The organism is Pseudomonas sp. GL-RE-29 (genome assembly GCF_019947275.1).
Classification (GTDB): domain Bacteria; phylum Pseudomonadota; class Gammaproteobacteria; order Pseudomonadales; family Pseudomonadaceae; genus Aquipseudomonas; species Aquipseudomonas fluorescens_A.
Genome location: NZ_JAGYGD010000004.1, coordinates 111,760 through 135,734, shown reverse-complemented (window position 1 = coordinate 135,734; position 23,975 = coordinate 111,760). Strand labels below are relative to the sequence as shown.

Sequence of the window (23,975 nt, the reverse complement as noted above, 5' to 3'; positions counted from 1 at the left end):
AGCAACACAAGAAACAGCATCTATACCCGAGCACTTAACGCGCTGCCTGCCTGGGCAACGCGGTTCCATAAAAACAACAGCGAGGTGAAAGCATGTCTGGCAATCGTGGTGTGGTGTATCTCGGCGCTGGCAAGGTCGAAGTACAGAAAATCGACTATCCGAAAATGCAGGACCCGCGCGGCAGGAAGATTGAACACGCCGTCATCCTGCGCGTGGTTTCCACCAACATCTGTGGGTCCGACCAGCACATGGTGCGCGGCCGTACCACCGCGCAAACCGGCCTGGTGCTGGGCCACGAGATCACCGGTGAAGTGATCGAGAAGGGCAGCGACGTCGAGAACCTGCAAATCGGCGACCTGGTGTCCGTGCCGTTCAACGTGGCATGCGGGCGCTGCCGTTCCTGCAAGGAAATGCACACCGGCGTTTGCCTGAGTGTTAACCCGGCGCGTCCGGGCGGTGCTTATGGTTACGTCGATATGGGCGACTGGACCGGCGGTCAGGCTGAATACGCCTTGGTGCCTTACGCCGATTTCAACCTGCTGAAACTGCCGGATCGCGACCGGGCCATGGAAAAAATCCGTGACCTGACCTGCCTCTCCGACATCCTGCCAACCGGTTACCACGGCGCCGTAACGGCCGGCGTTGGCCCAGGCAGCACCGTGTACATCGCCGGTGCCGGCCCGGTTGGTCTCGCTGCTGCCGCTTCCGCTCGCCTGCTGGGCGCGGCGGTGGTGATCGTCGGTGACGTCAACACCATTCGCCTGGCCCATGCCAAGGCGCAGGGTTTCGAAATCGCCGACCTGTCCCTGGACACGCCACTGCACGAACAAATCGCCGCACTGCTCGGCGAACCGGAAGTGGATTGCGCCATCGACGCCGTAGGCTTCGAAGCCCGCGGCCACGGCCATGACGGCGTGAAACACGAAGCCCCGGCCACCGTGCTCAACTCGCTGATGGGCGTGGTTCGGGTTGCCGGCAAAATCGGCATCCCAGGCCTCTACGTCACCGAAGACCCGGGCGCTGTCGACGCTGCCGCGAAAATGGGCAGCCTGAGCATTCGCTTCGGTCTGGGCTGGGCCAAATCCCACAGCTTCCACACCGGCCAGACCCCGGTGATGAAGTACAACCGCCAGCTAATGCAGGCGATCATGTGGGACCGGATCAACATTGCCGAAGTGGTGGGGGTTCAGGTGATCAGCCTGGATCAGGCACCGCAGGGTTATGGTGAGTTTGATGCGGGCGTGCCGAAAAAGTTTGTGATTGATCCGCATAAGATGTTTAGTGCGGCGTAAGGGTTAGAGGTATTGGTAGAAGAGGGCAGCCTATAGGTTGCCCTCTTTTGTTTACTGAATTTGAGGTGGTCAGCGTTACTGTCTACGGATAGCGGTATTAGCACGCTGATTGTAATTTGCGGGGATTCCTCTGCTTTGCTGCGAGGGCGGGCCATAAACGGCTGTAATATCTGCCACGTCCCTGGAGCTGGCGGGGTTGGTTTGTATTGCAAACTCGAGGTCAGACATCAGGTCGTCTATTTTAGCTTGCTGTTGAGCTATGTATTCCTGCTGTTGAGCAATTGTTTTCTGGTAATCACGTACAACGACTCTGCCTTGTTCTATTGTCGTTACTGCTGAATCAAGATTTTTTTGTTGGGACGCGATTGTTTTTTGTTGTGATTTGATCGTTTCTTGTTGGGATGCAATGGTCATGTCCTTGGTCGTTTGCGGGGCATTTGTTTCCGAAGCGTTAGTCAGGTGTGAACTTGACGCTGTCGTACTTGCGCGCAGCGGCGCATTTCGGTGTGTTGGCGTTCTGCGCCGCAGCATGTTTCTGAACCCCTTCAACGGGTTATAGCCACTGGGGAATGAGGGAAAGCGACCGGTAGGATCCATGCGATTCACCGGATCCCCTACACAGTACGCATACGCATTTAACCCGCCGTCCCCAAACGGACTCCAACTGTCCGGGCTGTTAAACCGCATCAACACCGGGTTAAACGCCCGATAACCATTCCCCAATAAATAACACCCTGTCACCGGATCCGGTCGTTCGCCGTTGAAGCCGAGCAGGCTGAGGAAGCCGTTCTCTGCCCGGCGATGACCATAAGGCGTGTACGCAATGGGATGTGGGGGAGCGACGGCAAGTACGTTCAACACCGAACGCTGTTGATCAGAGGCGAGCAAGTGAGTTTCGACGACACTGCTCTGACGCTGCTGCTGCTGCGCCAACAGTTGATCGTCATGCTGCATGATCGAACGCTGCACCACGCCTTGAATCTCGGTGGCCAGCCGATCTTTCAGGTAAAAGCGCCGGGTGGTGGCTTGCGCCGCAGGCATGCAATCCACCAGTCGATCCAGCGGGTCGTAGTGGTAGTGGCAGAGCAACGTTTCGCGACCAGGTGGCATGGAGGGCTCCTGAGCATCTTTCTCCAATCTGGCGTTACTGTGGCGCAACGGATCAAGGTTGCCTACTAGCAGATCTGATAGGGTCGCTGGCCGGGTGGCTGTTTTGTGACGAGCGGGCGGGAAATGGCGGGGCGCCTGAGGAACATGCCCGCGCCTGACCGGTCAAATCGGCAGCTTTGCGCTCGCCAACCGGGCGTTTTTCATGACGCAAGAGGATGTCTGAATGAAGATTTCACGCGGTTTTGCACTGGCATCACTCATGTCCCTGGCGGCCAGCCCGGCCTTCGCACAGTTCAGCTTGGGCGATGCGGCCAACGCCATTGCGGGGATGAAGGGCGACAACGCAGCGACAAAGGCCGCGCCGACCTCCGAAACGGCGGACCTGTTGGGCGCACTTACCCAGTTGGATGTGACGCCCCAGCAGGCCGTCGGCGGCGCCGGGGCGATGTTGGGGCTGGCGAAGAATCAGTTGAGTTCGACCGACTATTCGGAACTGGCCAAAAGTGTACCGGGGATCGACAAGCTGTCGGGCGGCGGTGAGCTGGGTGCCCTTGCTGCGTTGCTCGGCGCCAACGGCAAGGCTGCCGGGCTGGATAACGCCTTGGGCAACGTCAAGGACACCAACGACCTGAACAACGCCTTCAGTGCCCTGGGCATGGACACTGGCATGATCGGCCAGTTCGCCCCGGTGATCCTGCAATACCTCGGTCAGCAAGGCGTCGGTGGTTCGTTGCTGCAAAGCCTTGGCGGAATCTGGGGTGCTGGCACCGGCACCAGCACCGGTATTGGTAGCTGATCAGCGGCTTTCGGCGCGCAACGCGTCGATGCGCCGGTCCTTCTCGATCCAGAGCTGGTTGACCCAGTTCTGGATTTTCTCCCGAAACAGCGGATCGTTTTCGTAATCGCCCTGCCACAACGCCGGGTCGAGTTCGCGGGTCTTGATGTCGATGATGACCCTCGGCACGTTGCCGCTGATCAAATCCCAGAACCCCGGAATCGCCTGCTGCGGATATACCACCGTCACGTCGAGAATCGCATCCAGTTGTTCGCCCATCGCCGCCAGCACGAAGGCCACGCCGCCCGCCTTGGGCTTGAGCAAGTGAGTAAACGGTGATTGCTGCTGAGCGCTTTTTGCGGTTGTGTAGCGAGTGCCTTCCAGGTAATTGACCACCGTCACGGGCTGACGCTTGAACAGCTCGCAGGCTTGCCTGGTGATCTCCAGGTCTTTGCCGGCCAGCTCCGGATACTTCGCCAGGAGGGCCTTGGAGTAGCGCTTCATGAACGGGTAATCCAGCGCCCACCACGCCAGGCCCAGGAACGGCACCCAGATCAGTTCTTTCTTGAGGAAGAATTTGAAAAACGGCGTGCGCCGGTTCAGCGTCTGGATCAGCGCCGGGATATCGACCCAGGATTGATGGTTGCTGATCACCAGGTACGAAGTATCACGACGCAGATCGTCGCCGCCGCGAATGTCCCATTGGGTGGGGATGCACAGGCGGAAGATCAGCTTGTCGATTTCCGACCAGGTTTCGGCGATCCACATCACCGACCACGAGGCGTAATCACGAAAGCGTCCAGGCAGGACCAGTTTGAGCAGGGCAAACACCATCAAAGGTCCGATCAGAACCAGGGTGTTGAGCAACAGCAGCAGGGTAACGAAACAGCCGGTGAGCAGGCGGCGCATAAGAAACTCTTGGAAGCATTTTGGGCGCGACATGATAAGCAGCTTCGCGCGACAGGCCAAATCGCTGGTGACGAATGTTTCACCTTGGAAGCGTTAGGCTTGCAGCGCACTGAGTATCCCGTGGCGAGGGAGCTTGCTCCCGCTGGGCTGCGAAGCGGCCCCAACCCCATTCAATGCGGTCTCATTACCACGCATGACGACTGCTGCGCAGCCGAACGGGAGCAAGCTCCCTCGCCACAAAGGTACATGGCGGCCCAACTATCGTTGTTTGTTGCGGTCTAGAATTTGGCCATTGCCCCCTCATTTCCAAGGACACCCATCACGTGAAATCGCTCCTCGCATTGCTTTCCCTTTTGGCCCTGCCGGTCATGGCCGCCGAACCAACCCTGTACGGGCGTTACGAATACATCGCCCTGCCGGAAATCGGCGGCGAAGTGCTCAAGGCCAAAATGGACACCGGCGCGCTGACCGCGTCGCTGTCGGCCAAAGACATCGAAACCTTCACCCGCGACGGCGAAGACTGGGTGCGTTTCCGCCTCGCCACCAAAGATGCGAGCAACAAGGTTTACGAGCACAAGGTCGCGCGGATCAGCAAGATCAAGACCCGCTCCGAAGAAGACGAAGATGAAGACACCGCCGCGCCCACCAAGCGTCCGGTGGTCGATCTGGAATTGTGCCTGGGCAATGTGAAACGCACCGTCGAGGTCAACTTGACTGACCGCAGCAGCTTTAACTACCCACTGTTGATCGGCGCCAAGGCACTGCGTGAGTTTGGCGCGGCGGTGAACCCGGCGAGAAGGTTTACGGCGGATAAGCCGGATTGTTGATTTTTCAAGGACACCTACACGAGCTATTTAAGGAGATCTATACCTGTATTTTGCCGAATATAGTTAGCTCGTCTGATTTCTTGTATATCTGCGAGAACTGAAAACCTGTGACCTTCAGGATGGACGGGCGCCATATTCCTAAAAATTGATATCGATACATCGAAGTGATGGACATCCAGCTGCCCATTGGCTGTCCATTGAGGAGTCGCTACATCAGGTACATATATAATCGGTGTTTTACGGAGGGGCGTGAACGGATATTTTTTCAGTGCGTTAGTGTAAAGAAGTTTGCTTTCTTTAAGATTTCCAATATTGAGTTTGTCCGTGTAGCTACCGATGACTTGAGCAATTGGCTCGCTATGGTGAATTTTCGAAACGGCGGTATTTATATCGGTGATATTTAATGTCGATGATGCTGTCGTTGTATTTTTTTTTCGTTGTAGAAGCGCTTGCTGTGATTGGAGAAGAGGAATAACCAGCACGCTTACGGTTAAGGTCCGGTCGTGAAATGGTTTTTGACTGATTGGATATACTGGATATTGGATTTTTTAAGGCGTTAAATACGTATACATGTCCTGTTGGGTCACTCCGATTTCTAGGGTCACCCTCGCAGTAAGCGTAAGAATTAATCCCTCCGTCCCCAAACGGACTCCAACTATCCGGACTATTAAACCGCATCAAAACCGGATTGAACTGCCGATAACCGTTCCCCAAATGATAATGTCCGGTCAGCGGATCTGGTTGTTCACCGTTAAACCCAAGCAGACTCATCAAGCCATTTTCCGCCGGACGATGACCATAAGGTGTATAGGCGATGTACTGAGGACGCGTTGCGGCCAAGGCACTTATCACTGAGTGCTGATGATCGGTTACCAACAGTATCGTTGTGCGCGAGTGTGTAGACATTGACCAATCTCCGTATCAGTTCCGAAAGGGCGGATTAACAGCATCAACCCGTTTTCAGCCATTGCCTACTATCAGAACTGCTAGGTACTACAGACCGGACCATTCATCTGCTCAGCTGGATTGACGCCGATTCTCCCTTGAGTCACCGTTCGCCCACTCAACCTCCACGCCCGGACGCCATGCCTCATATCCTGATTGTCGAAGACGAAGCGGCGATTGCCGACACCCTGATTTTCGCTTTGCAGGGCGAGGGTTTCACCACGACGTGGCTGACCCTCGGCGCGGCGGCGCTGGAGCATCAGCGGCAGACCCCGGCGGACCTGATCATCCTGGACATCGGTCTGCCGGATATCAGCGGCTTTGAAACCTGCAAGCAGTTGCGGCGTTTCAGTGAAGTACCGGTGATGTTCCTCAGTGCGCGGGATGGCGAAATCGATCGTGTGGTGGGCCTGGAGATCGGTGCTGATGATTACGTGGTCAAGCCCTTCAGCCCTCGTGAAGTAGCAGCGCGGGTCCGGGCAATTCTCAAACGCATGGTGCCGCGGGCTGTCGCCGAGCCGGCGTCTGCGCTGTTTCGCATCGACAATGAAAGAGTGCAAATCAGCTATCGCGGCGAGCCGCTGAGCCTGACCCGTCACGAATTCCGCTTGTTGCAATGTCTGCTCGATCAGCCCGAACGCGTCTTCAGCCGCGAACAGTTACTCGACGCGCTGGGCGTGGCCGCCGATGCCGGGTACGAGCGCAGCGTCGACAGCCACATCAAGAGCGTGCGCGCCAAGTTGCGACGGGTGAAGGCCGACGCCGAGCCAATCCAGACCCATCGCGGCCTTGGTTACAGCTACAGCCCGGGGCACAGCTGATGCCGTTGGGGATACGGATTTTTCTGGTCTACGTGCTGTTCATCGGCCTGACCGGCTACTTCGTGCTCAACACGGTGATGGAAGAAATTCGCCCGGGCGTGCGCCAGTCCACCGAGGAAACCCTGGTCGACACCGCCAACCTGATGGCGGAAATCCTGCGTGATGATTTCAAGGCTGGCACCCTGAATCAGAACCGCTGGCCCGAACTGCTCCGGGCCTACGGTGAGCGACAACCGGCGGCGAACATCTGGGGCTTGCCGAAGAATCAGGTCAACCACCGCATCTATGTCACCGATGCCAAAGGCGTGGTGGTGCTGGACTCCAGCGGCGCAGCGCTGGGGCAAGATTATTCGCGCTGGAACGACGTTTACCTGACCCTGCGCGGCGAGTATGGCGCGCGTTCGACACGCAGTGATCCCGATGACGCGACGTCCTCAGTGATGCACGTCGGCGCGCCGATTCGCGACAACGGGCGAATCATCGGCGTGGTGACCGTGGCCAAGCCCAACAGCTCGTTGCAGCCTTATGTGGATCGCACGGAACGCCGGTTGCTCGCATACGGCGCCGGGCTGATCGGCCTTGGCTTATTGTTCGGCGCACTGTTGTCGTGGTGGTTGAGCCGGGCATTGCGACGGTTGACCGCTTATGCACAAGCCGTGAGCGAGGGCCGACGGGTCGAAGTGCCGCATTACCGTGGCGGCGAGCTGGAGCAATTGGCGACGGCGGTGGAACAGATGCGCACGCAGCTTGAAGGCAAGGCCTACGTCGAGCGTTACGTGCACACCTTGACCCATGAACTGAAAAGTCCGTTGGCGGCGATTCGCGGTGCGGCGGAGTTGCTGCAAAGCGAAATGCCGTTGGCGCAGCGGCAGCGGTTTGTCGGCAACATCGACAGCGAAAGTGCGCGCATGCAGCAGTTGATCGAGCGGCTGCTGAATCTGGCACAGGTCGAGCAGCGCCAAGGGCTTGAGGAGCGGGTAGCGGTGCCATTGGCGGTTTTGGTGGACGGCCTGTTGAACGCACAAGCGGCGCGGATTGAAGGCAAACAGTTGCGGGTAGAGCAAACAATTGCATCGGAACTGGCGTTGATCGGCGAACCGTTTCTGTTGCGTCAGGCGCTGGGCAATCTGCTGGACAACGCGCTGGATTTCACGCCGGTTCAAGGCGTGCTGCGTTTCACCGCTGAGCGGATCGGTGAGCAAGTCGAGTTCAAACTGTTCAACCAGGCCGAGCCGATTCCCGACTATGCATTGCCGCGTTTGAGCGAACGTTTCTACTCTTTGCCTCGCCCTGACAGTGGGCGCAAAAGCACTGGGCTTGGGCTTAATTTTGTCGAGGAAGTGGTCAAGTTGCATGGTGGGAGTCTTACGGTCGGTAATGTAGTTGGCGGTGTCCAAGTCAGTTTGCGTTTGCCTTCGATACGCTAAAGATCGCAGCCTTCGGCAGCGCCTGCTGGGATCGATGTGCACCTGTAGGAGCTGCCGAAGGCTGCGATCTTTTCCGAACTCCACACACTCTGCACATTCTCTCCACAAATCCCCCACACGGCCCCATCAGACTTTCCCCATCGAAAACAGGGAGAGTCCCATGAACCGCAGCCTTACCCTCAAACTCGGGGCGATCGCCCTGCTGATTCTGTTGTTGCTGATCCCGTTGCTGATGATCAACGGGGTAATCCAGGACCGGCAGCAACTGCGCGACGGCGTGCTCGAAGACATCGCCCGCAGTTCCAGTTACAGCCAGCAATTGAGTGGGCCGCTGATGGTGGTGCCGTATCGCAAAGTCGTGCGCACCTGGAAAACCCACGAAAAAACCAACAAGCGATATCAGGAAATCGGCGAGGAGCGCGGGCGCCTGTACTTTCTGCCGGAGCGCTTCGAACTCGACGGCGCCGTGCAGACGGAATTGCGCTCGCGGGGCATCTATCAGGCGCGATTGTTCCATGCCGATAACCGCATCAGCGGGCATTTTTCGCTGCCGGCTCAACTGGGCATCAAGGAAGACTTCGCCGATTACCAATTCGACCAGCCGTTTCTGGCCGTGGGTATCAGCGACATTCGCGGCATCGAAAACGCGTTAAAACTCGAACTCAACGGCCAGAGCCTGGACTTCGTTCCCGGCAGTCAGGTTGGCTGGTTGGGCGAGGGCGTCCATGTGACCCTGCCGGCCGTGGACCCAAAGCAAGTCACCGAACTGGCCTTCGGTTTCGACTTGAAACTGCAAGGCACCGGCCAATTACAAATCCTGCCGGTGGGCAAGACCAGCAAGGTTTCGCTGAGTGCCAACTGGCCGCATCCGAGGTTCATCGGCAACTACTTGCCCGCGCAGCGCGAAATCACCGATCAGGGTTTCACCGCCAACTGGCAGACATCGTTTTTCTCCACCAACCTGCAAGAAATTTTGAACAGCTGCGTCTCCCGTGGCGGTTGCGATTCGCTGAACAGCCGCAGTTTCGGCGTGAGCTTTATCGATCCGGTGGATCAGTATTTGAAGAGTGATCGGGCGATCAAATATGCGTTGCTGTTCATCGTCCTCACCTTCGCTGGCTTCTTCCTTTTTGAAGTGCTGAAAAGCCTCGCGGTGCACCCGGTGCAGTACGCATTGGTGGGGGTAGCGCTGGCGTTCTTCTATTTGCTGTTGTTGTCGTTGTCCGAGCACATCGGCTTTGCCTTGGCGTATCTGTTGTCGGCCAGCGGTTGCGTGTTGTTGATCGGGTTTTACGTTTGTCACGTGTTGCGCAGCGTGCGACACGGGCTGAGTTTTTCGGCGGGATTGGCGACGTTGTATGGGCTGCTTTATGGCTTGTTGAGTGCCGAGGATTACGCGCTGTTGATGGGCTCGCTGCTGCTGTTCGGGTTGCTCGGCGTGTTCATGGTGCTGACGCGGAAACTCGATTGGTATGGGGTTGGGCAGAAAGCGGCCAAGCCATTGGAGTTTGATATTGGAGCGGTGCAATGAGCCGGTCGCTGGGGTTGCGCGAAGACCAGCGGGAGGGAAGGGTATTGGCGACGCTGATTGCCGGATTGTTTCCGTTAGATTCGTTGTGGTGCCATCGCGAGCAAGCTCGCTCCCACAGGGGAGCGCGCTCAAAAGCAGGAGCGAGCCTTCTCGCGATAAGGCCGGGACAATCCGCGAAAATTTAAACCTTGGGCATCGTCGCAATCATCGATGGCCGCTGGCTCACCTCGAAATACCACGCCGCCAATTGCGGGTTCGCCGCGCGCCAGTCCAGGTCCGGATGGCGCAAGTCCACGTAACCCAAGGCACATGCCACGCTGATCGCCGCCACATCGAAATGGCTGGTCAGCTCGGCAATCGCGTCTTTTTCCAGGTGCGCCAGGGCACGGCGGATCTTGTCGCGTTGGCCGTCGAGGTACGCGTCCCAGTGTTTTTCCGGGGCGCGCAGGACGATTTCGTAGCGCACCAGCACAGCGGCGTCCATGATCCCGTCGGCCATGGAGGCCAGGGTCAGACGGCGCCAGCGGGCGGAGCCGTTGCGGGGGATCAGCGGGTTGCCGACATGTTGGTGGTCGAGGTAGTCGAGGATCACCCGGCTGTCGTGGATGACGTTGCCGTCGGCCAGGCGCAGGGCGGGGATTTTGCTCAGGGGGTTGTCGTCGATCAGGGCCTGGTCCGGGTCGACCGGCGTGAGCACACAGTTTTGCAGGGCTACGCGGTCCTGTTGACCGGTTTCGTGCAGCAGCACCATGACTTTACGAACGAAGGGGGAAAGGGTGTTGTGGTACAGGGTCATGCTCGGGGCGGACATGGCAACGTCTCGATCGGTGGCAATGTCGGGCAGCATAGCGTGTTGAGCCGATAGCTCAACACCACAAACTCCCCTGTAGGAGTGAGCAGGCTCGCTCCTACAGGGGTTGTGGTTTAGCTGGCTGGAACTGCAGCTTGAAGATCTGGGCCGGCTTGTTGAGGTTTGAGCTCACGGGCAACCGTCCAGACGATGAACGCGGCGATGATGTCGAAGATCGCCAGCACCACGAACAGCGGGCTGTAGCCGATCTTGGTCACCATCACGCCAAACACCAAAGTAAATGCTGCGGCGCCGAGGTAACCGAACATGCCGCCCATGCCGGTGGCGGTGGCCACTTCGTTTTTGCCGAACGAGTCAGAGGTGATCGCATACAGCGCGCCGGACAAGGTCTGGTGAGCGAAACCGCCGACGCACAGCAGCGCAATCGCGGTGTACGGGCTGGCGACCAGGCCGATGCATGCCGGACCAATCATGCAGGACGCGCCGAATAGCAGGACCATTTTGCGCGAGGTGAACAACGAGACCTTGCAATACTTGTGGAAGAACGGGCTCAGGTAGCCGCCGAGCACGCAGCCAAGGTCGGCAGCGAGGAATGGCAACCAGGCGAACATCGCAATCTCTTTGATGTTCATGTGCCGTTCGGTCATCAGGTACAGCGGAATCCACGCGTTGAACGTCTGCCAAGCTGGCTCGGAGAGAATCCGCGCGCTGGCGATGGCGTAGAAGTTGCGGCTGCCGATGATTTTCTTCCAGCTGCCTTTCTTGGTAGCCGGGTCTTTGAAGTGATCTTCCTGGCCGCTGAGGATGTACTCGCGCTCTTCATCACCCAGCAGCTTCTGATTGCGCGGGTGTTTGTAGAGCACCATCCACAAGAACGTCCAGGCCACACCCAGACCGCCAACGATCAGGAACGCCAGTTCCCAGCCACTGTGCAAAATCGCCCAGACCACCAGTGGCGGTGCGAGCACGGCACCAATCGACGAACCGATGTTGAACCAGCCGATGGCCACCGAGCGCTCTTTGGCCGGGAACCATTCGGTGGACGTCTTGACCGCGGCCGGCAAGCCCGCCGCCTCCGTCAGCCCGAGCAGGCCACGGAAAAATGCCAGCCCTTGCCAGCCGCTGGCCATGGCCGCCATTGCGCAGGCAACGGACCAGGCAAAGGCAAAAATCGCGAAGCCCATTTTGGTGCCGATGGCATCGATGATGTAACCCGCCACCGGTTGCATCAGCGCGTAGCAAACCTGCCACGCGACGACGATGTGCGAATACTGCTCGGTGCTGATGTTCATTTCGCTCATCAGGGTGGGAGCGGCCACCGAGAGGGTATTGCGAGCCAGGTAGTTGACCATCAGGCCGGCCGTCACCAGACCGACCATCCACCAGCGGATGCCTTTGACTTTCATCACATCACCGTCATTTTATTTTTGGAGTTATGGGGTGCAGCTGTTGTTGTAGGTTGTCGTACAACATGCGTCTTTATAGAAGTGCAAGGGGGAAAGTGTCAACAAATATGTCAGAGGGGTGACGTGGGGAGGCGACAGGCGGGGGCGTTTGACTCTGTAGGAGCTGCCGAAGGCTGCGATCTTTTGATCTTGTTTTTTAAGATCAAGATCAAAAGATCGTCCGAACGCGGCCCGAGCCTTCGGCAGCTCCTACAGGTGAAGGTTAGTGGCGTTGGAGGAGGCCGCGCAGGGCAAGAACGGCCGGGATACCCAAGCCCAGCCAGCTCAGCGCATCCCAGATGCCATCGCCGAGCAACGCGGCAAACAACCCCGCTGCGCTGAACAGAGCAATGACGGTGGGCGTGGCAAACACCTTCCAGAAATTCGACTGCCGAGGCCTCATGCCACGCTCTCCGCTTTTTCCAGGACTGGTTTTGCCGCCTTGCGCCGCACCACCCAGAGGTAAACCCCACTGCCGAGAACGATGATCGTCAGCACATCCAGAGTCGCCCAGAGGATTTGCATCGGCATGCCGCCGTAATCACCGAAGTGCAGCGGCTGCGACATGCCCATCGCATCCATGTACCACGGACGCTCGGCCACGGCGGTGACTTGCAGGGTGTTGGCATCGATCAGCACCGGCGTCAGCAGGTGCGAAGTCAGGTGTGTACTGCCTTTCATGAACACCGCGTAATGGTGCTCGCTGGAAAACCGTGTGCCGGGGAAGGCGATGAAGTCCGGTTGCATGTCCGGAGCGACTTCCCTGGCGATGTCGAGCAAGCGGGTGGCGGGCGCCAGTTGTGTCAGCGGCGGTGCATCGCGGTACGGCGCGACCATCGCGCTGAGGCTGTCGTTGCGCCACGCGGCGATCAACAGGTCGGCGCAGGCACTGATCACACCAGTGACGCCGACCACCAAAGCCCAGGTCAGGGTCACGACGCCGATCAGGTTATGCAGGTCGAGCCAGCGCAGGCGGGTGGATTTGTCCTGGCGCACGGTGGCGAACTTCAAACGGCGCATGAACGGCAGGTACAACACCGTGCCGGAGACGATCGCCACCACGAACAAAATCCCCATGAACGCCAGCAGCAACTTGCCCGGCAGCCCGGCGAACATGTCCACGTGCAGGCGCAACATCAGCATCATGAAGCCGCCATTGGCCGACGGCATCTCCAGTGCTTCGCCGGTGCGGGCGTCGAGCATGAACGTGTGGGAAGAGTTCGGCTCTGTACCGGCCGTGGCGGCCATGATCGCGATCGCGGCATTGGGCTCGTCTTCGTCGAAACCGAAGTACTGCATCACTTCACCGGGACGATGCTTTTCAGCAGCCAGCACCAATTGCTGCAAATTCAGCTGCGGGGTGTCCGCCGGCATTTGCTTCAACTCGGCGGCATCGCCCAGCAAGTGGTCGATCTCGTGGTGGAAGATCAACGGCAGGCCGGTCAGCGCCAGCATCAGCAGGAACACCGTGCAAATCAGGCTGGTCCAGGTGTGAACGGCGGACCAGCGGCGAATTGTTTTACTTTTCATTTCATAGCCTTCAGAAACACCAAAGCCGCCCTTCGAGGGCGGCCAGGTCGTGGGGCATGTCAGGTCATGCCATTACCACTTGTAGTTAACGCTGGCCAAGACATTGCGACGGTCGCCGTAGTAGCAATAGAAACCGTCACACGTCGAGATGTATTCCTTGTCGAACACGTTATTGGCATTAACGGCAACACTAACGCCTTTGAGGGAGCTATTCAGACGGCCCAGGTCGTAATGGACCGCTGCGTCATAGACGGTGTACGAATCGCTATGGCCGTCAGATTTATCGCGCACGAAGGCCATGCTGCCGATGGCAATGTTGTCGGTTTCTCCGATATAGCGCACGCCGAATCCGAGTCCGAAACCATCCAGCACGCCCGTGTGCCAAGTGTAATCAGCCCACGCAGAGGCCTGGTTTTCCGGCGTCAGTGGAAGTGGGCGGTTTTTGTCCAAAGGGCTGGTGACCTTGGTCATCTTGGTATTGGCGTAGGTATACGCGGCCGTCAATTTGAGGTTTTCGTTGACGTCACCGGTCGCCTCCAGTTCGAAACCACGCACCTTGGCTTCACCCAGTGGACGCGAAACGCCCAGTGTGTCACTGAGCACGATGTCCTTGCGGGTCAGGTCATAGGCCGCCGCAGTGAACAGCATGTCCATACCCGGAGGCTGGTATTTGATACCCACTTCGTATTGCTTGCCAGTGCCCGGTTTGAAGGCTTCTCCATTCGCACCACCGGCTTCAGCCTGGAAAGACTCCGCGTAAGAGATGTACGGCGTGAAGCCGGAATCGAACACATAACTAAGGGCAGCGTTGCCGGTGAAGGCGTTATCGTCGCGGGTGTCCTTGGCATCGTTCACGTTGTAGAAGGTCGAGTCAGTGTGCAGCCAGTCCTGACGGCCGCCCAGCGTCAGGCGCCAGTTGTCGAGGGCCATCTGGTCCTGAACGTACAGGCCTGTGTCATGGGTCTTCTGGTTGTAATCGTTGAACGCGGTGTAGCTGACGTTACTGAAGTCCTGGCCGTAAATCGGGGTGATGATATTGCTGGTCGGCGCGCTGCCGAACAGCCATTTGTAATTGGTGTTGACGCGTTGGTGGTCCAGGCCCAGCAACAGGGTGTGCCTGATCACGCCAGTGTCGAAATCGGCCTGGAAGTTGTTATCCACAGCGAATTGGCTGATGTCTTCGTTGACGACGTTGGCGCCCCGGGACAAGGTGCCGTCGTCACTGACCGAACCGAAAAACCCGCCAGAGGTGATGCCTTGGAAAGACAGATCGCTTTTGGTGTAGCGCAGGTTCTGACGGAACTGCCAAACGTCGTTCATCCGGTGCTCAAACGCATAACCCAAAGCGTAGTAAGTCTTGTCGTAGAACTCCCACTCTGGATCGCCGAGGTTCTTGTGATACTTCACCTCGCCGGCAGGCGTAGACAGCTTGGTACCTTGCAACGGCAGGAACTGGCTGGTGATCCCGGTATCGTCACGGTTGTACTGGCTGAGGAACGTCAGTTTGGTATCGGGATCGATGTTCCAGGTCAGGCTGGGAGCGATGTTGTAGCGTTTATCGTCGGTGTGCTCGATGGTGGTGTTGCTGTCTCGCACCACGCCGCTGACACGGTAAAGAAAACGCCCTTGGTCATCGAGGGGGCCAGTGCTGTCGAAGCTGATCTGCTTGCGCTCATGGCTGCCGACCTGCAGTTGCACTTCGTTGCTGGCAAGTTCTTCGGGGCGGCGGCTAACCATGTCAAGCAAGCCGCCAGGAGGCGTCTGACCGTAAAGCGATGATGCAGGACCCCGCAGCAAGGCCACTCGCTCAAGGTCCCAGGTTTCTATTTTGGGCATGGCGTAGGTGCCCTTGGGCAGCGGCAAGCCATCGAGGAATTGAGTTGGTTCAAATCCGCGGACTTTCAGCCACTCGGCACGGCTGTCACTGCCGTAGCTGCTGGCCACGACACCGGGCATGTAGCGGACGGCGTCATCCAGGTTCTGTACGGCGCGGTCCTGCATCTGTTCACGGGTGGCGACAGAAATTGAACGAGGCACCTCGGCCAGCGCCGTATCGGTTTTAGTCCCGGCTGCCGTACGTTTGGCCAGATAACCTTCGACCGGCCCCCAAGCACTTTCAGTGTCTTCCACACCAATCACACTGGTCGCCGGCAGGGCCATCGCGCCCTCGGGCACGGCCACCAGGCTGTAAGTGCCGGTACCACTTTGCTCGAGCTGCAGACCGGTGCCGCGCAGGGCTTCGCGCAGGGCGCCGGCCGCGTCGAACTGGCCATTGACCGGAGCCGACGTCTTGCCCGCCGCCAACGATGGGTTCAGCGACAGCGCCACACCGGCCTGACTGGCGATCTGGTTCAGCGTATTGGCCAAAGGCGCGGCCTGCAGGTTGTAAGCACGAACGCTGGATGCCTGTTCAGCGGCGATCAGTTGGCTGCTGGCCAAAGGGGTGCAAAGGGCAATGGCAACCGCCAACAAACTGGGGCGCAACAAGGTGTCTAGCGAACGGGACATACAGCGGCTCCTGAAAGGGAATACTTCTCAATTGCCTAGGTGCCGGACGAAAATCAAAAAGTGATAGGGCTGGATGAAAATAATTTCGATTTAATAATTCAGCAGGCACAGTTGTGGCGAGGGAGCTTGCTCCCGCTCGGCTGCGCAGCAGTCGCAAAATCAGCGATTACGGTCTGGCGGGATAATGCAGGGGGTCGCTTCGCGACCCAGCGGGAGCAAGCTCCCTCGCCACAGGGTTTCGCTTGTACTCAGGGCTTGGCTTCAGTCTTCGCCGCCACCGTCACCCACCATTGAGTGCGCTGTTCAATCTGTACCGGCAGGGTCGGCAACAGCGCGCTCAACGCCAGATCGGTGTCCCGCAGCGGGAAACTGCCGGTGATCCGCAGGTCGGCCACTTCCGGAGCGACGCCCAAATGCCCGGGGCGATAGCGACCAATCTCGTGGATCAGATCTTCCAGCCGCGCGTTGTCCACCACCAGCATGCCGCGTGTCCAGGCATCCGCACCGAGGTTGAGCGCGGTCACCGGCCCCAACCCATCATTGCGGATCAGCATTTGCTGGCCTTCGCGCAGAATCAATTCGTCTGGGTTCGACTGCGGATGGGCGGCCACCGCCGACTGCAACACGCTCAAACGCGTGCCTTGTTCTTCACGCTTGACCAGGAACCGCGTACCCAACGCGCGCATGCTGCCTTCACGGGTCTCGACGATGAATGGCCGGGCGTCGCCATGCCCGGTTTCGACAAGGATTTCGCCTTCCTGAAGAACGACCAGCCGCTGCTTCTCGTCGAAACGCACGTCCACGGCGCTGTGAGTGTTGAGGTTGATCAGCGTGCCGTCGTTCAGGCGCAGGGTGCGTTGTTCACCGGTGGCGGTGCGCTGGTCTGCCAGCCAATAGTCGAGCGGCAAGTAACGGTCAGCGGCGAACAGCGTCAGGCCAATCACCGCGACCACGCTGGCCACACCGCTGCCGAGATTGCGTACCCGCCGGCGAATGCTTTCGCGCGATTGCAGCAGGGCCGTGCGGGCCGGACCGCTGGCGACGCTGAAACGTTGATCGAGCATGCCCAACTGGCGCCAGGCACGCGCGTGTTCCTCGTGGGCGGCGTGCCATTTGGCGAACTCTTCGCGCTCCACCGGGCTGTCGGAATCCAGCGACAATTGCCACGCGATGGCGGCGTCGAGCACCTGCGCCGACACCGGTTTGGAACTGACGGGACTCATACCGGCTCACCGTACAACGCGATGTAGCACTGGCGGATGCCTTGGGCCAGGTACTGACGCACGCGGGGCACGGAGACGCCCAGGCGTTCGGCGATTTCCGCGTGGCCGAGGCCGTCGAGGCGATTGTAGAGAAACGCCGCCCGGGCCTTGTTCGACAGTTTGCCGAGCAGACGATCAATGTTTTTCAGGTCTTCGAGGATCATCTGCTGTTCTTCCACCGAAGGTTGCTCGGCTTCGGGAATCAGCATCAGTTCGGTGAGGTAGGCCTGTTCCAGCGCGGCGCGGCGGAAATAGTCGAACAACAGGCCCTTGGCAATCGCTACCAGAAACGCCCGCGGTTCGCGTGGCAGTTTCAGTTCCTCACGGCCCAGCAAGCGCACGAAGGTGTCCTGGCTCAGGTCTTCGGCCCGTTGCGGGCAAGCGACGTTGCGCCGTAGCCAGGCCAATAGCCAACCGCGATGGTCGCGATATAACGCACCGACGAGCTCACTATGAGGGCTTGGGACTGACGACACGCAGCATCACCGTTTGGGAAGTGTTAACTAACGAGAATTGTTCGCGATTGTGTCAGAGGCGGGGGAGGTAAAGCAATTGGCGTTGGTCGGGTGAGTTTTGGTGTTAATTACCGATCTGTGGCGAGGGAGCTTGCTCCCGCTCGGCTGCGCAGCAGTCGCAAAATCGGAGAATGCGGTACGGTTTGAAGTGTTTAGGGGCTGCTCCGCAGCCCAGCGGGAGCAAGCTCCCTCGCCACAGGGGTTATGTGAGGTTAGAAAGAAGGAGTTTGTTGCCGCCGCTTCCACTGATTCAACCGCTGCTGCAAGTTCAACGGGCTATGAATCTGCTGCTGGCGCGCGCGACTGAACAGGATCAGTGCCAGTTCGGCAGTGGCCAGCGCATCGGCGCTGGCGTTGTGGCGTTCGAAGACTTCCAGCTTGAACCAGTCGATCCACTCGTCCAGCCCGGCCTCGCGGATGTTGGCCTGCGGACACAGCATCGGTGCGATGTCCGCCACATCCAGAAATGCATGCTGCAACTTGTAGCCCAGATGATCCTTCAACGCTCGCCCGAGCATGTGCTGGTCGAATGGCGCATGAAAGGCCAGCACCGGGCTGTCGCCGACGAACTCCATGAACTCAAGCAGCGCCTCGGCTGGCTCGCTGCCGGCAGCAATCGCGCTGGGTCCGAGACCATGAATCAACACACTGGGGCCGAGTTTCAGTTCGGCACATTGCAAGGTGCGTTCGAATTGCTGACTGAAATCGATCGCGCCGTCCTCGATTACCACCGCACCGATGGACAGCACCCGGTCCTTGCTCAGGTTTAGCCCGGTGGTTTCCAGGTCGAGCACCACCCAGCGTTGATCACGCAGGTTGCACTCACCCAGACTGGACACCGCCGGTAAACGTTGCAGCCGTTGTTGCAGGTCGCCATTCAGCATCGGCCCGGCCGGGCGCAGCCATGAGAACAGGCTCATAGCTGATACCGCAGGGTCAGGCTGCTTTGCAGGCGTTGGGCCTGGCGCAGGGATTCTCGCAGGATGCGTCGATCCAGATGATTAAGGCTGTCCGGATCGACGCGGTTGGAGTAGGGCAAATTCTCCCGGGTCTGTAGCTGATGTTGCTGCATGCGGGTTTGCTGGATGAAGTGATACGCCTCTTCGTACGCCGCGCCGTCCAGCGGCTCGATGACCTCTTTGTCCACCAGTTGGCGAAAGCGCTCCAGCGTGTTGTTGGTTTCGATCCCGTTGGCCAGTGCCAGCAATCGCGCGCCGTCGACGAATGGAGTCAGACCCTGGACTTTCAGGTCGAGCGTGGCTTTCTCGCCATTTTTGCGTGCCAGGACAAACTCGCGGAAACGTCCTACGGGCGGGCGATTGCGCAGTGCGTTCTCGGCCATCATGCGCTGGAACAAACGGTTGTCGCCGACCTGTTCGAGAATCCCGCGACGCAGCTGTTCACAACTTTGCTCGTTGCCCCAGACCACGCGCAAATCGAAATAAATGCTCGACCCCAGCAGGTTCTCCGGCGTTGCTTCACGGATAAACGCGGCGAAGCGGCGTGCCCACTCGACACGTGACAAACACAGCTCGGGGTTGCCGGCCATGATGTTGCCCTTGCACAGAGTGAAACCGCAGAGCGCCAGACTGTGATTGATTTGTTGGGCGATGGGCAGCAATTTGCCGCGAATTTCCGCAGCGTGGGCGGCGTCCCGGGCTTCGAAAATAATGCCGTTGTCCTGATCGGTGTGCAGCGTCTGTTCGCGGCGGCCTTCGCTGCCGAAGCACAACCAACTGAACGGCACGCCGGAGTCGCCTTTCTCCGCCAGGGTCAGTTCGATCACCCGGCATACGGTGTGGTCGTTGAGCAGGGTGATGATGTGGGTGATCTGGGTCGAAGAGGCGCCGTGGGCCAGCATGCGCTCGACCAATTGGCCGATCTCGCCGCGCAGCACCACCAGGTTTTCCACGCGCTGGGCGCTGCGGATGGTGCGCGCCAGGTGCACCAGATCGACCCGTTGCAGGGAAAACAGATCCCGTTCCGAAACCACCCCGCACAGGCGCTGATCCTTGACCAGGCAGACGTGGGCGATATGCCGCTCGGTCATGGCAATCGCGGCATCGAAGGCGCTGTGGTCCGGGGTCAGATAGAACGGCGCCTGGGTCATGTGCCGCTCGATGGCTTCGTTGAAGTCACCGATGCCGCTGGCGACCACGTGGCGCAAATCGCGCAGAGTGAAAATGCCCAGCGGCGCCTTATGCTCATCGACCACCACGATGCTGCCGACCTGCTGCTCATGCATCAGGGTCACGGCTTCCCGCAGTGGGGTGGTCGGGCTGCACGTCACCGGATGGCGCATGGCCAATTCGCCGAGGCGAGTGTTCAGCGAGTACTGGGTGCCGAGGGTTTCCACAGCTTTTTGCTGGACTTGCTGATTGACCTGATCCAGCAGGCTGCTCACGCCGCGTAGGGCAAAGTCGCGAAAGGTGCCGGAAAGGGCGAACAGCTTTATGAATGCGAGCTTGTTCAGCTGTAGGCAAAAGGTGTCTTCGGCGGCGAGGTGTTCGGTGCGGGTCGCGCGCTCGCCCAGCAGCGCGGCGAGGGGAAAACACTCGCCGGTGGTGATCTCAAAAGTGGTTTCGGTACCGCCCTTGGCCGAATGTGGACGCTCGCCCACCACTCGACCCTGCTTGACGATGTAGAAATGCTCAACCGGGCCGTCGGCAGGTTTGATGATGCTCTCGCCGGGCGCATAAAAACGCAGCTGACATTGCTCAACCAGGTACGCCAGGTGGGCGTGTTCCATCTGATTGAAAGGCGGGAAGCGCTGAAGGAATTGCAAAGTGCCCTGGATGTTCTGCAACACCGCGGTTTTCCCTGCCTGTGTGAAGGCGTCCGCTTTACTCATAACCATTACCGCAGTCTTTTTTTGGATTTGTTGTTGTCGGATGACTCACCCATGGTCGGCCCCTGCGTCCGGGGTGCCCATTGGACGTAAGTCTAGGTAGGCAGTAAACGTGATGAAGCGTCGGAAAAAACTTACGCAAATGTGCGAAAAACCTCTGCGTTCCCCTCTTGGAAAAGTTTCCGACGAAGTGCACATTGGAGGTCTGCTTAGCGATGTCTCACCACTGTGCTAGGGAACTGTACTGAACATGTAGAGAAAGCCATGTCCGACCACGATATTTTGAGTGACGCCGAGCGCGAGGCGCTCAGTGCCGTCATGCTGGAACCTGACCTGCCGCCGCAGCGGGTGCTGATCGTCGATGACGATAAAGACGCCCGAGAGCTGTTGTCAGAGATTCTGGGTTTGGACGGAATTCGCTGCCTGACCGCCTCCAGTGGAGAAACCGCACTCAAGATGCTGGAAGAGAAACCCTCGATTGGACTGGTCATTACGGACCTGCGGATGGGACATATCGATGGCCTGGATTTGATCCGCCAGGTGCGTGAGTCTGTTCGGGCGGCGATGCCGATCATCATCGTTTCCGGCGATGCCGATGTGAAAGACGCGATTGCGGCGATGCATTTGAGCGTGGTGGACTTCCTGCTCAAGCCCGTCGATACCGGCAAGCTGCTGGGGTTGGTCAAGCATGAGTTGGGGATGGAGCCTTAACTGCATCTGCTGGCGGGTGCTGTTGTGGCGAGGGAGCTTGCTCCCGCTCGGCTGCGCAGCAGTCGCAAAGTCAGCGAACGTGGTCTGTCTGGCAAATGAAGGGGGCCGCTTCGCAGCCCAGCGGGAGCAAGCTCCCTCGCCACGGTGGTTTACGCGCGATCAATAAAAAAGCCCTGATCTTTCGATCAGGGCTTTTTCATGTCCGGCGTAAACGCTCAGTTACAGGCCATTGGCAGCCTTGAACTCGCGACGACGACGGTGCAGAACCGGCTCGGTGTAGCCGTTTGGCTGCTTGGTGCCTTCGATCACCAATTCGACGGCCGCCTGGAAGGCGATGTTGCTGTCGAAGTTTGGTGCCAGCGGACGGTACAGCGAGTCACCGGCGTTCTGACGGTCCACCACCGGCGCCATGCGCTTGAGGCTTTCCATCACTTGCTCTTCGGTGACGATGCCGTGACGCAGCCAGTTGGCGATGTGCTGGCTGGAAATACGCAGCGTCGCACGGTCTTCCATCAGGCCGATGTCGTTGATGTCCGGCACTTTCGAACAGCCGACGCCCTGGTCGATCCAGCGCACCACGTAACCAAGGATGCCCTGGGAATTGTTGTCCAGTTCGTTCTTGATCTGCTCGGCGGTCCACTGCGGATTGACTGCCAGCGGGATGGTCAGGATGTCGTCGACCGACGCGTGAGCACGCTTGGCCAGTTCGGCCTGACGGGCGAACACGTCAACCTTGTGGTAGTGCAGCGCGTGCAGTGCAGCAGCGGTCGGCGATGGCACCCAGGCGGTGTTGGCACCGGCCAGCGGGTGAGCGATTTTCTGTTCGAGCATCGCCGCCATCAGGTCGGGCATGGCCCACATGCCTTTACCGATCTGAGCGCGACCTTGCAGGCCGGTGCTCAAGCCGATATCGACGTTGGAGTTCTCGTAGGCGCCGATCCATTTTTCCGCCTTCATGTCGGCCTTGCGCACCATCGGGCCGGCTTCCATGGAGGTGTGGATTTCATCGCCCGTGCGGTCGAGGAAACCGGTGTTGATGAACACCACGCGCTCGCTCGCAGCCTTGATGCAGGCCTTGAGGTTGATCGTGGTGCGACGCTCCTCGTCCATGATCCCGACTTTGAGGGTGTTGCGCGGCAAGCCCAGCACGTCTTCGATGCGACCGAACAGCTCGTTGGTGAACGCAGCTTCTTCCGGGCCGTGCATTTTCGGTTTAACGATGTAGACCGAACCGGTGCGCGTGTTTTTGCGCGACGTATTGCCGTTCAGGTTGTGCATCGCCGCGAGGCAAGTGACCAGACCGTCAAGGATGCCTTCCGGCACTTCGTTGCCATCTTTGTCGAGGATCGCATCGATGGTCATCAGGTGACCGACGTTGCGCACGAACAACAGCGAGCGGCCGTGCAGGTTTACCGCGTTACCGTCGACACCGGTGTAGCTGCGGTCGGCGTTCATGGTGCGGGTAAATGTCTTGCCGCCCTTGGCGACTTCTTCCGACAGGTCGCCCTTCATCAGGCCGAGCCAGTTGCGGTAGATCACCACTTTGTCATCGGCATCGACGGCGGCGACGGAGTCTTCGCAGTCCATGATGGTGGTCAGCGCGGCTTCCATCAGGATGTCTTTGACGCCGGCAGCGTCGGTCTGACCGACCGGGGTGCTCGCATCAACCTGGATTTCAAAATGCAGGCCGTTGTTTTTCAGCAGGATCGCGGTCGGTGCCGAAGCATCGCCCTGGAAGCCGATCAACTGGGCATCGTTGCGCAGGCCGCTGTTGCTGCCGCCTTTGAGGGCGACAACCAGTTTGCCGTCAACGATTTTGTAGTGCGTGGAATCGACGTGGGAGCCGGCCGCCAATGGCGCTGCTTCGTCGAGGAAGGCGCGGGCGAAGGCAATGACCTTGTCGCCGCGAACCTTGTTGTAGCCTTTGCCTTTTTCCGCACCGTCAGCTTCGCTGATGGCGTCGGTGCCGTAGAGCGCGTCGTACAGCGAACCCCAGCGGGCGTTCGAAGCGTTGAGCGCGAAGCGCGCGTTCATCACCGGAACCACGAGTTGTGGACCGGCCATGCGGGCGATTTCTTCATCGACGTTTTGCGTCGTTGCCTGGAAATCGGCCGCTTCTGGCAGCAGATAACCGATGTCTTGCAAGAAGGCTTTATAGGCCACGGCGTCGTGCGCCTGACCGGCACGCTGTTGGTGCCAGCCATCGATACGAGCCTGGAAATCATCGCGTTTGGCGAGTAGGGCTTTGTTCTTCGGCGCCAGGTCATGAATGACCTTGTCGGCACCGGCCCAGAACTTATCGGCGGTGAGGCCGGTACCGGGAATGGCTTCGTTGTTCACGAAGTCGAACAGGACTTTGGCGACCTGCAGGCCACCGACTTGAACGTGTTCAGTCATTGCTTGCCTCACTCTGCTCAGCTATTTCGCTTTTCAGCTCTTCAATTTAACAATGAAGCCTTGGGCATTTAAACCACAAACCCTGCGACCAGTGCATGCCATTTCTGACGGCTGGGTGAGGACCAATCAACGGCGTTGAGGCCTTGCTGACGGGGCTTTCAGGGATGCGACTGCGCCTGTGGCAGACATCGATCCAACGTTATGTAGTGCGCGCTGCGGCATACTACATGATGAATTGCGCTTGTGAAAATTAGACTAAGTACGTCGTTCTGCGACCCCGTGACGCATTGCAGTCACGTCGGGGATCGGGA

General features: G+C 58.9%; 20 protein-coding genes. 7 read left to right on the top strand and 13 right to left on the bottom strand.

What is annotated here, in order from left to right:
- Nucleotides 1-92 precede the first annotated feature (92 nt).
- Entirely contained in the window at nucleotides 93-1,292 is a 1,200-nt protein-coding gene (gene fdhA, locus KGB21_RS05395; protein ID WP_034147444.1) for a formaldehyde dehydrogenase, glutathione-independent, read from the top strand.
- A gap of 75 nt (nucleotides 1,293-1,367) precedes the next feature.
- Here the strand turns inward: fdhA and KGB21_RS05390 are convergent, their stop codons facing one another.
- Nucleotides 1,368-2,402: an RHS repeat-associated core domain-containing protein gene (locus KGB21_RS05390; protein ID WP_223504068.1), complete on the bottom strand. Its 1,035-nt coding sequence runs from the start codon at nucleotides 2,400-2,402 to the stop codon at nucleotides 1,368-1,370.
- 223 nt (nucleotides 2,403-2,625) lie between these two features.
- Between KGB21_RS05390 and KGB21_RS05385 the strand changes: the two genes are divergently transcribed.
- On the top strand, nucleotides 2,626-3,198 hold the full coding sequence (locus tag KGB21_RS05385) for a DUF2780 domain-containing protein (RefSeq protein WP_223504066.1): 573 nt from the start codon (nucleotides 2,626-2,628) through the stop codon (nucleotides 3,196-3,198).
- Here KGB21_RS05385 and KGB21_RS05380 read toward each other — a convergent pair whose 3' ends face one another.
- Nucleotides 3,199-4,086 carry an acyltransferase gene (locus KGB21_RS05380; RefSeq protein WP_223504064.1) on the bottom strand — a complete coding sequence of 296 codons (888 nt, stop codon included), beginning with the start codon at nucleotides 4,084-4,086 and terminating at the stop codon, nucleotides 3,199-3,201.
- Nucleotides 4,087-4,409: 323 nt separating this feature from the next.
- Between KGB21_RS05380 and KGB21_RS05375 the strand changes: the two genes are divergently transcribed.
- On the top strand, nucleotides 4,410-4,913 hold the full coding sequence (locus tag KGB21_RS05375; RefSeq protein ID WP_034147441.1) for an ATP-dependent zinc protease: 504 nt from the start codon (nucleotides 4,410-4,412) through the stop codon (nucleotides 4,911-4,913).
- 357 nt (nucleotides 4,914-5,270) lie between these two features.
- On the opposite strand, the gene KGB21_RS29550 is transcribed toward KGB21_RS05375, so the two are convergent.
- Nucleotides 5,271-5,819 (bottom strand): RHS repeat-associated core domain-containing protein, encoded by a 549-nt coding sequence (locus KGB21_RS29550; protein ID WP_411741325.1) that lies wholly within the window; start codon nucleotides 5,817-5,819, stop codon nucleotides 5,271-5,273.
- Nucleotides 5,820-5,998: 179 nt separating this feature from the next.
- Here KGB21_RS29550 and creB point away from each other — a divergent pair, with 179 nt between their 5' ends.
- From creB to creD, 3 genes are all read left to right on the top strand, one after another.
- A complete protein-coding gene (gene creB / locus KGB21_RS05365; RefSeq protein ID WP_034147440.1) occupies nucleotides 5,999-6,679 on the top strand; it encodes a two-component system response regulator CreB in 681 nt (226 codons plus the stop codon).
- Nucleotides 6,679-8,106 carry a two-component system sensor histidine kinase CreC gene (creC, locus tag KGB21_RS05360; RefSeq protein WP_223504062.1) on the top strand — a complete coding sequence of 476 codons (1,428 nt, stop codon included), beginning with the start codon at nucleotides 6,679-6,681 and terminating at the stop codon, nucleotides 8,104-8,106. The genes creB and creC overlap by 1 nt, the downstream gene beginning before the upstream one ends.
- Before the next feature lie 160 nt (nucleotides 8,107-8,266).
- The gene (creD, locus tag KGB21_RS05355; protein WP_223504060.1) at nucleotides 8,267-9,637 is read left to right on the top strand and encodes a cell envelope integrity protein CreD; all 1,371 of its coding nucleotides are present in this window, start codon (nucleotides 8,267-8,269) and stop codon (nucleotides 9,635-9,637) included.
- A gap of 181 nt (nucleotides 9,638-9,818) precedes the next feature.
- Here creD and KGB21_RS05350 read toward each other — a convergent pair whose 3' ends face one another.
- The 9 genes from KGB21_RS05350 to KGB21_RS05310 all read right to left on the bottom strand — a co-directional run bounded on the left by KGB21_RS05350 (nucleotide 9,819) and on the right by KGB21_RS05310 (nucleotide 20,565).
- Nucleotides 9,819-10,448 (bottom strand): glutathione S-transferase, encoded by a 630-nt coding sequence (locus tag KGB21_RS05350; RefSeq protein ID WP_223504058.1) that lies wholly within the window; start codon nucleotides 10,446-10,448, stop codon nucleotides 9,819-9,821.
- A gap of 113 nt (nucleotides 10,449-10,561) precedes the next feature.
- A complete protein-coding gene (locus KGB21_RS05345; protein WP_223504056.1) occupies nucleotides 10,562-11,854 on the bottom strand; it encodes an MFS transporter in 1,293 nt (430 codons plus the stop codon).
- Nucleotides 11,855-12,116: 262 nt separating this feature from the next.
- Nucleotides 12,117-12,296 carry a hypothetical protein gene (locus KGB21_RS05340; protein ID WP_034147435.1) on the bottom strand — a complete coding sequence of 60 codons (180 nt, stop codon included), beginning with the start codon at nucleotides 12,294-12,296 and terminating at the stop codon, nucleotides 12,117-12,119.
- The gene (locus KGB21_RS05335) at nucleotides 12,293-13,423 is read right to left on the bottom strand and encodes a PepSY-associated TM helix domain-containing protein (RefSeq protein WP_223504054.1); all 1,131 of its coding nucleotides are present in this window, start codon (nucleotides 13,421-13,423) and stop codon (nucleotides 12,293-12,295) included. Before KGB21_RS05335 ends, KGB21_RS05340 begins: the two co-directional genes overlap by 4 nt.
- 72 nt (nucleotides 13,424-13,495) lie before the next feature.
- Nucleotides 13,496-15,931, bottom strand: a complete 2,436-nt coding sequence (locus KGB21_RS05330; RefSeq protein WP_034147433.1) for a TonB-dependent siderophore receptor — start codon at nucleotides 15,929-15,931, stop codon at nucleotides 13,496-13,498.
- A gap of 248 nt (nucleotides 15,932-16,179) precedes the next feature.
- A complete protein-coding gene (locus KGB21_RS05325; protein ID WP_223504052.1) occupies nucleotides 16,180-17,154 on the bottom strand; it encodes a FecR domain-containing protein in 975 nt (324 codons plus the stop codon).
- Nucleotides 17,151-17,669, bottom strand: coding sequence for an RNA polymerase sigma factor (locus KGB21_RS05320; protein WP_034147431.1), 519 nt, complete (start codon nucleotides 17,667-17,669; stop codon nucleotides 17,151-17,153). The genes KGB21_RS05325 and KGB21_RS05320 overlap by 4 nt, the downstream gene beginning before the upstream one ends.
- Nucleotides 17,670-17,920: 251 nt before the next feature.
- Nucleotides 17,921-18,628, bottom strand: a complete 708-nt coding sequence (locus tag KGB21_RS05315; protein ID WP_223504051.1) for a PolC-type DNA polymerase III — start codon at nucleotides 18,626-18,628, stop codon at nucleotides 17,921-17,923.
- A complete protein-coding gene (locus KGB21_RS05310) occupies nucleotides 18,625-20,565 on the bottom strand; it encodes a putative nucleotidyltransferase substrate binding domain-containing protein (RefSeq protein ID WP_223504049.1) in 1,941 nt (646 codons plus the stop codon). The genes KGB21_RS05315 and KGB21_RS05310 overlap by 4 nt, the downstream gene beginning before the upstream one ends.
- 255 nt (nucleotides 20,566-20,820) lie before the next feature.
- On the opposite strand from KGB21_RS05310, the gene KGB21_RS05305 reads away from it, so the two are divergent.
- Nucleotides 20,821-21,267, top strand: a complete 447-nt coding sequence (locus KGB21_RS05305; protein WP_034147428.1) for a response regulator — start codon at nucleotides 20,821-20,823, stop codon at nucleotides 21,265-21,267.
- A gap of 219 nt (nucleotides 21,268-21,486) precedes the next feature.
- Here KGB21_RS05305 and KGB21_RS05300 read toward each other — a convergent pair whose 3' ends face one another.
- Nucleotides 21,487-23,664, bottom strand: a complete 2,178-nt coding sequence (locus tag KGB21_RS05300; RefSeq protein ID WP_034147427.1) for a malate synthase G — start codon at nucleotides 23,662-23,664, stop codon at nucleotides 21,487-21,489.
- Between the last annotated feature and the right edge of the window lie 311 nt (nucleotides 23,665-23,975).

Excerpts from the sequence above, each read along its gene's own strand:
- KGB21_RS05340 (WP_034147435.1), bottom strand. The coding sequence starts at position 12,296 with ATGAGGCCTCGGCAGTCGAATTTCTGGAAGGTGTTTGCCACGCCCACC.
- creC (WP_223504062.1), top strand. The coding sequence starts at position 6,679 with ATGCCGTTGGGGATACGGATTTTTCTGGTCTACGTGCTGTTCATCGGC.
- KGB21_RS05335 (WP_223504054.1), bottom strand. The coding sequence starts at position 13,423 with ATGAAAAGTAAAACAATTCGCCGCTGGTCCGCCGTTCACACCTGGACC.
- creB (WP_034147440.1), top strand. The coding sequence starts at position 5,999 with ATGCCTCATATCCTGATTGTCGAAGACGAAGCGGCGATTGCCGACACC.
- KGB21_RS05315 (WP_223504051.1), bottom strand. The coding sequence starts at position 18,628 with ATGAGCCTGTTCTCATGGCTGCGCCCGGCCGGGCCGATGCTGAATGGC.
- KGB21_RS05330 (WP_034147433.1), bottom strand. The coding sequence starts at position 15,931 with ATGTCCCGTTCGCTAGACACCTTGTTGCGCCCCAGTTTGTTGGCGGTT.
- KGB21_RS05345 (WP_223504056.1), bottom strand. The coding sequence starts at position 11,854 with ATGAAAGTCAAAGGCATCCGCTGGTGGATGGTCGGTCTGGTGACGGCC.
- KGB21_RS05300 (WP_034147427.1), bottom strand. The coding sequence starts at position 23,664 with ATGACTGAACACGTTCAAGTCGGTGGCCTGCAGGTCGCCAAAGTCCTG.
- KGB21_RS05310 (WP_223504049.1), bottom strand. The coding sequence starts at position 20,565 with ATGGTTATGAGTAAAGCGGACGCCTTCACACAGGCAGGGAAAACCGCG.
- KGB21_RS05350 (WP_223504058.1), bottom strand. The coding sequence starts at position 10,448 with ATGTCCGCCCCGAGCATGACCCTGTACCACAACACCCTTTCCCCCTTC.
- fdhA (WP_034147444.1), top strand. The coding sequence starts at position 93 with ATGTCTGGCAATCGTGGTGTGGTGTATCTCGGCGCTGGCAAGGTCGAA.
- KGB21_RS29550 (WP_411741325.1), bottom strand. The coding sequence starts at position 5,819 with ATGTCTACACACTCGCGCACAACGATACTGTTGGTAACCGATCATCAG.
- KGB21_RS05380 (WP_223504064.1), bottom strand. The coding sequence starts at position 4,086 with ATGCGCCGCCTGCTCACCGGCTGTTTCGTTACCCTGCTGCTGTTGCTC.
- KGB21_RS05325 (WP_223504052.1), bottom strand. The coding sequence starts at position 17,154 with ATGAGTCCCGTCAGTTCCAAACCGGTGTCGGCGCAGGTGCTCGACGCC.
- KGB21_RS05385 (WP_223504066.1), top strand. The coding sequence starts at position 2,626 with ATGAAGATTTCACGCGGTTTTGCACTGGCATCACTCATGTCCCTGGCG.
- KGB21_RS05390 (WP_223504068.1), bottom strand. The coding sequence starts at position 2,402 with ATGCCACCTGGTCGCGAAACGTTGCTCTGCCACTACCACTACGACCCG.
- creD (WP_223504060.1), top strand. The coding sequence starts at position 8,267 with ATGAACCGCAGCCTTACCCTCAAACTCGGGGCGATCGCCCTGCTGATT.
- KGB21_RS05305 (WP_034147428.1), top strand. The coding sequence starts at position 20,821 with ATGTCCGACCACGATATTTTGAGTGACGCCGAGCGCGAGGCGCTCAGT.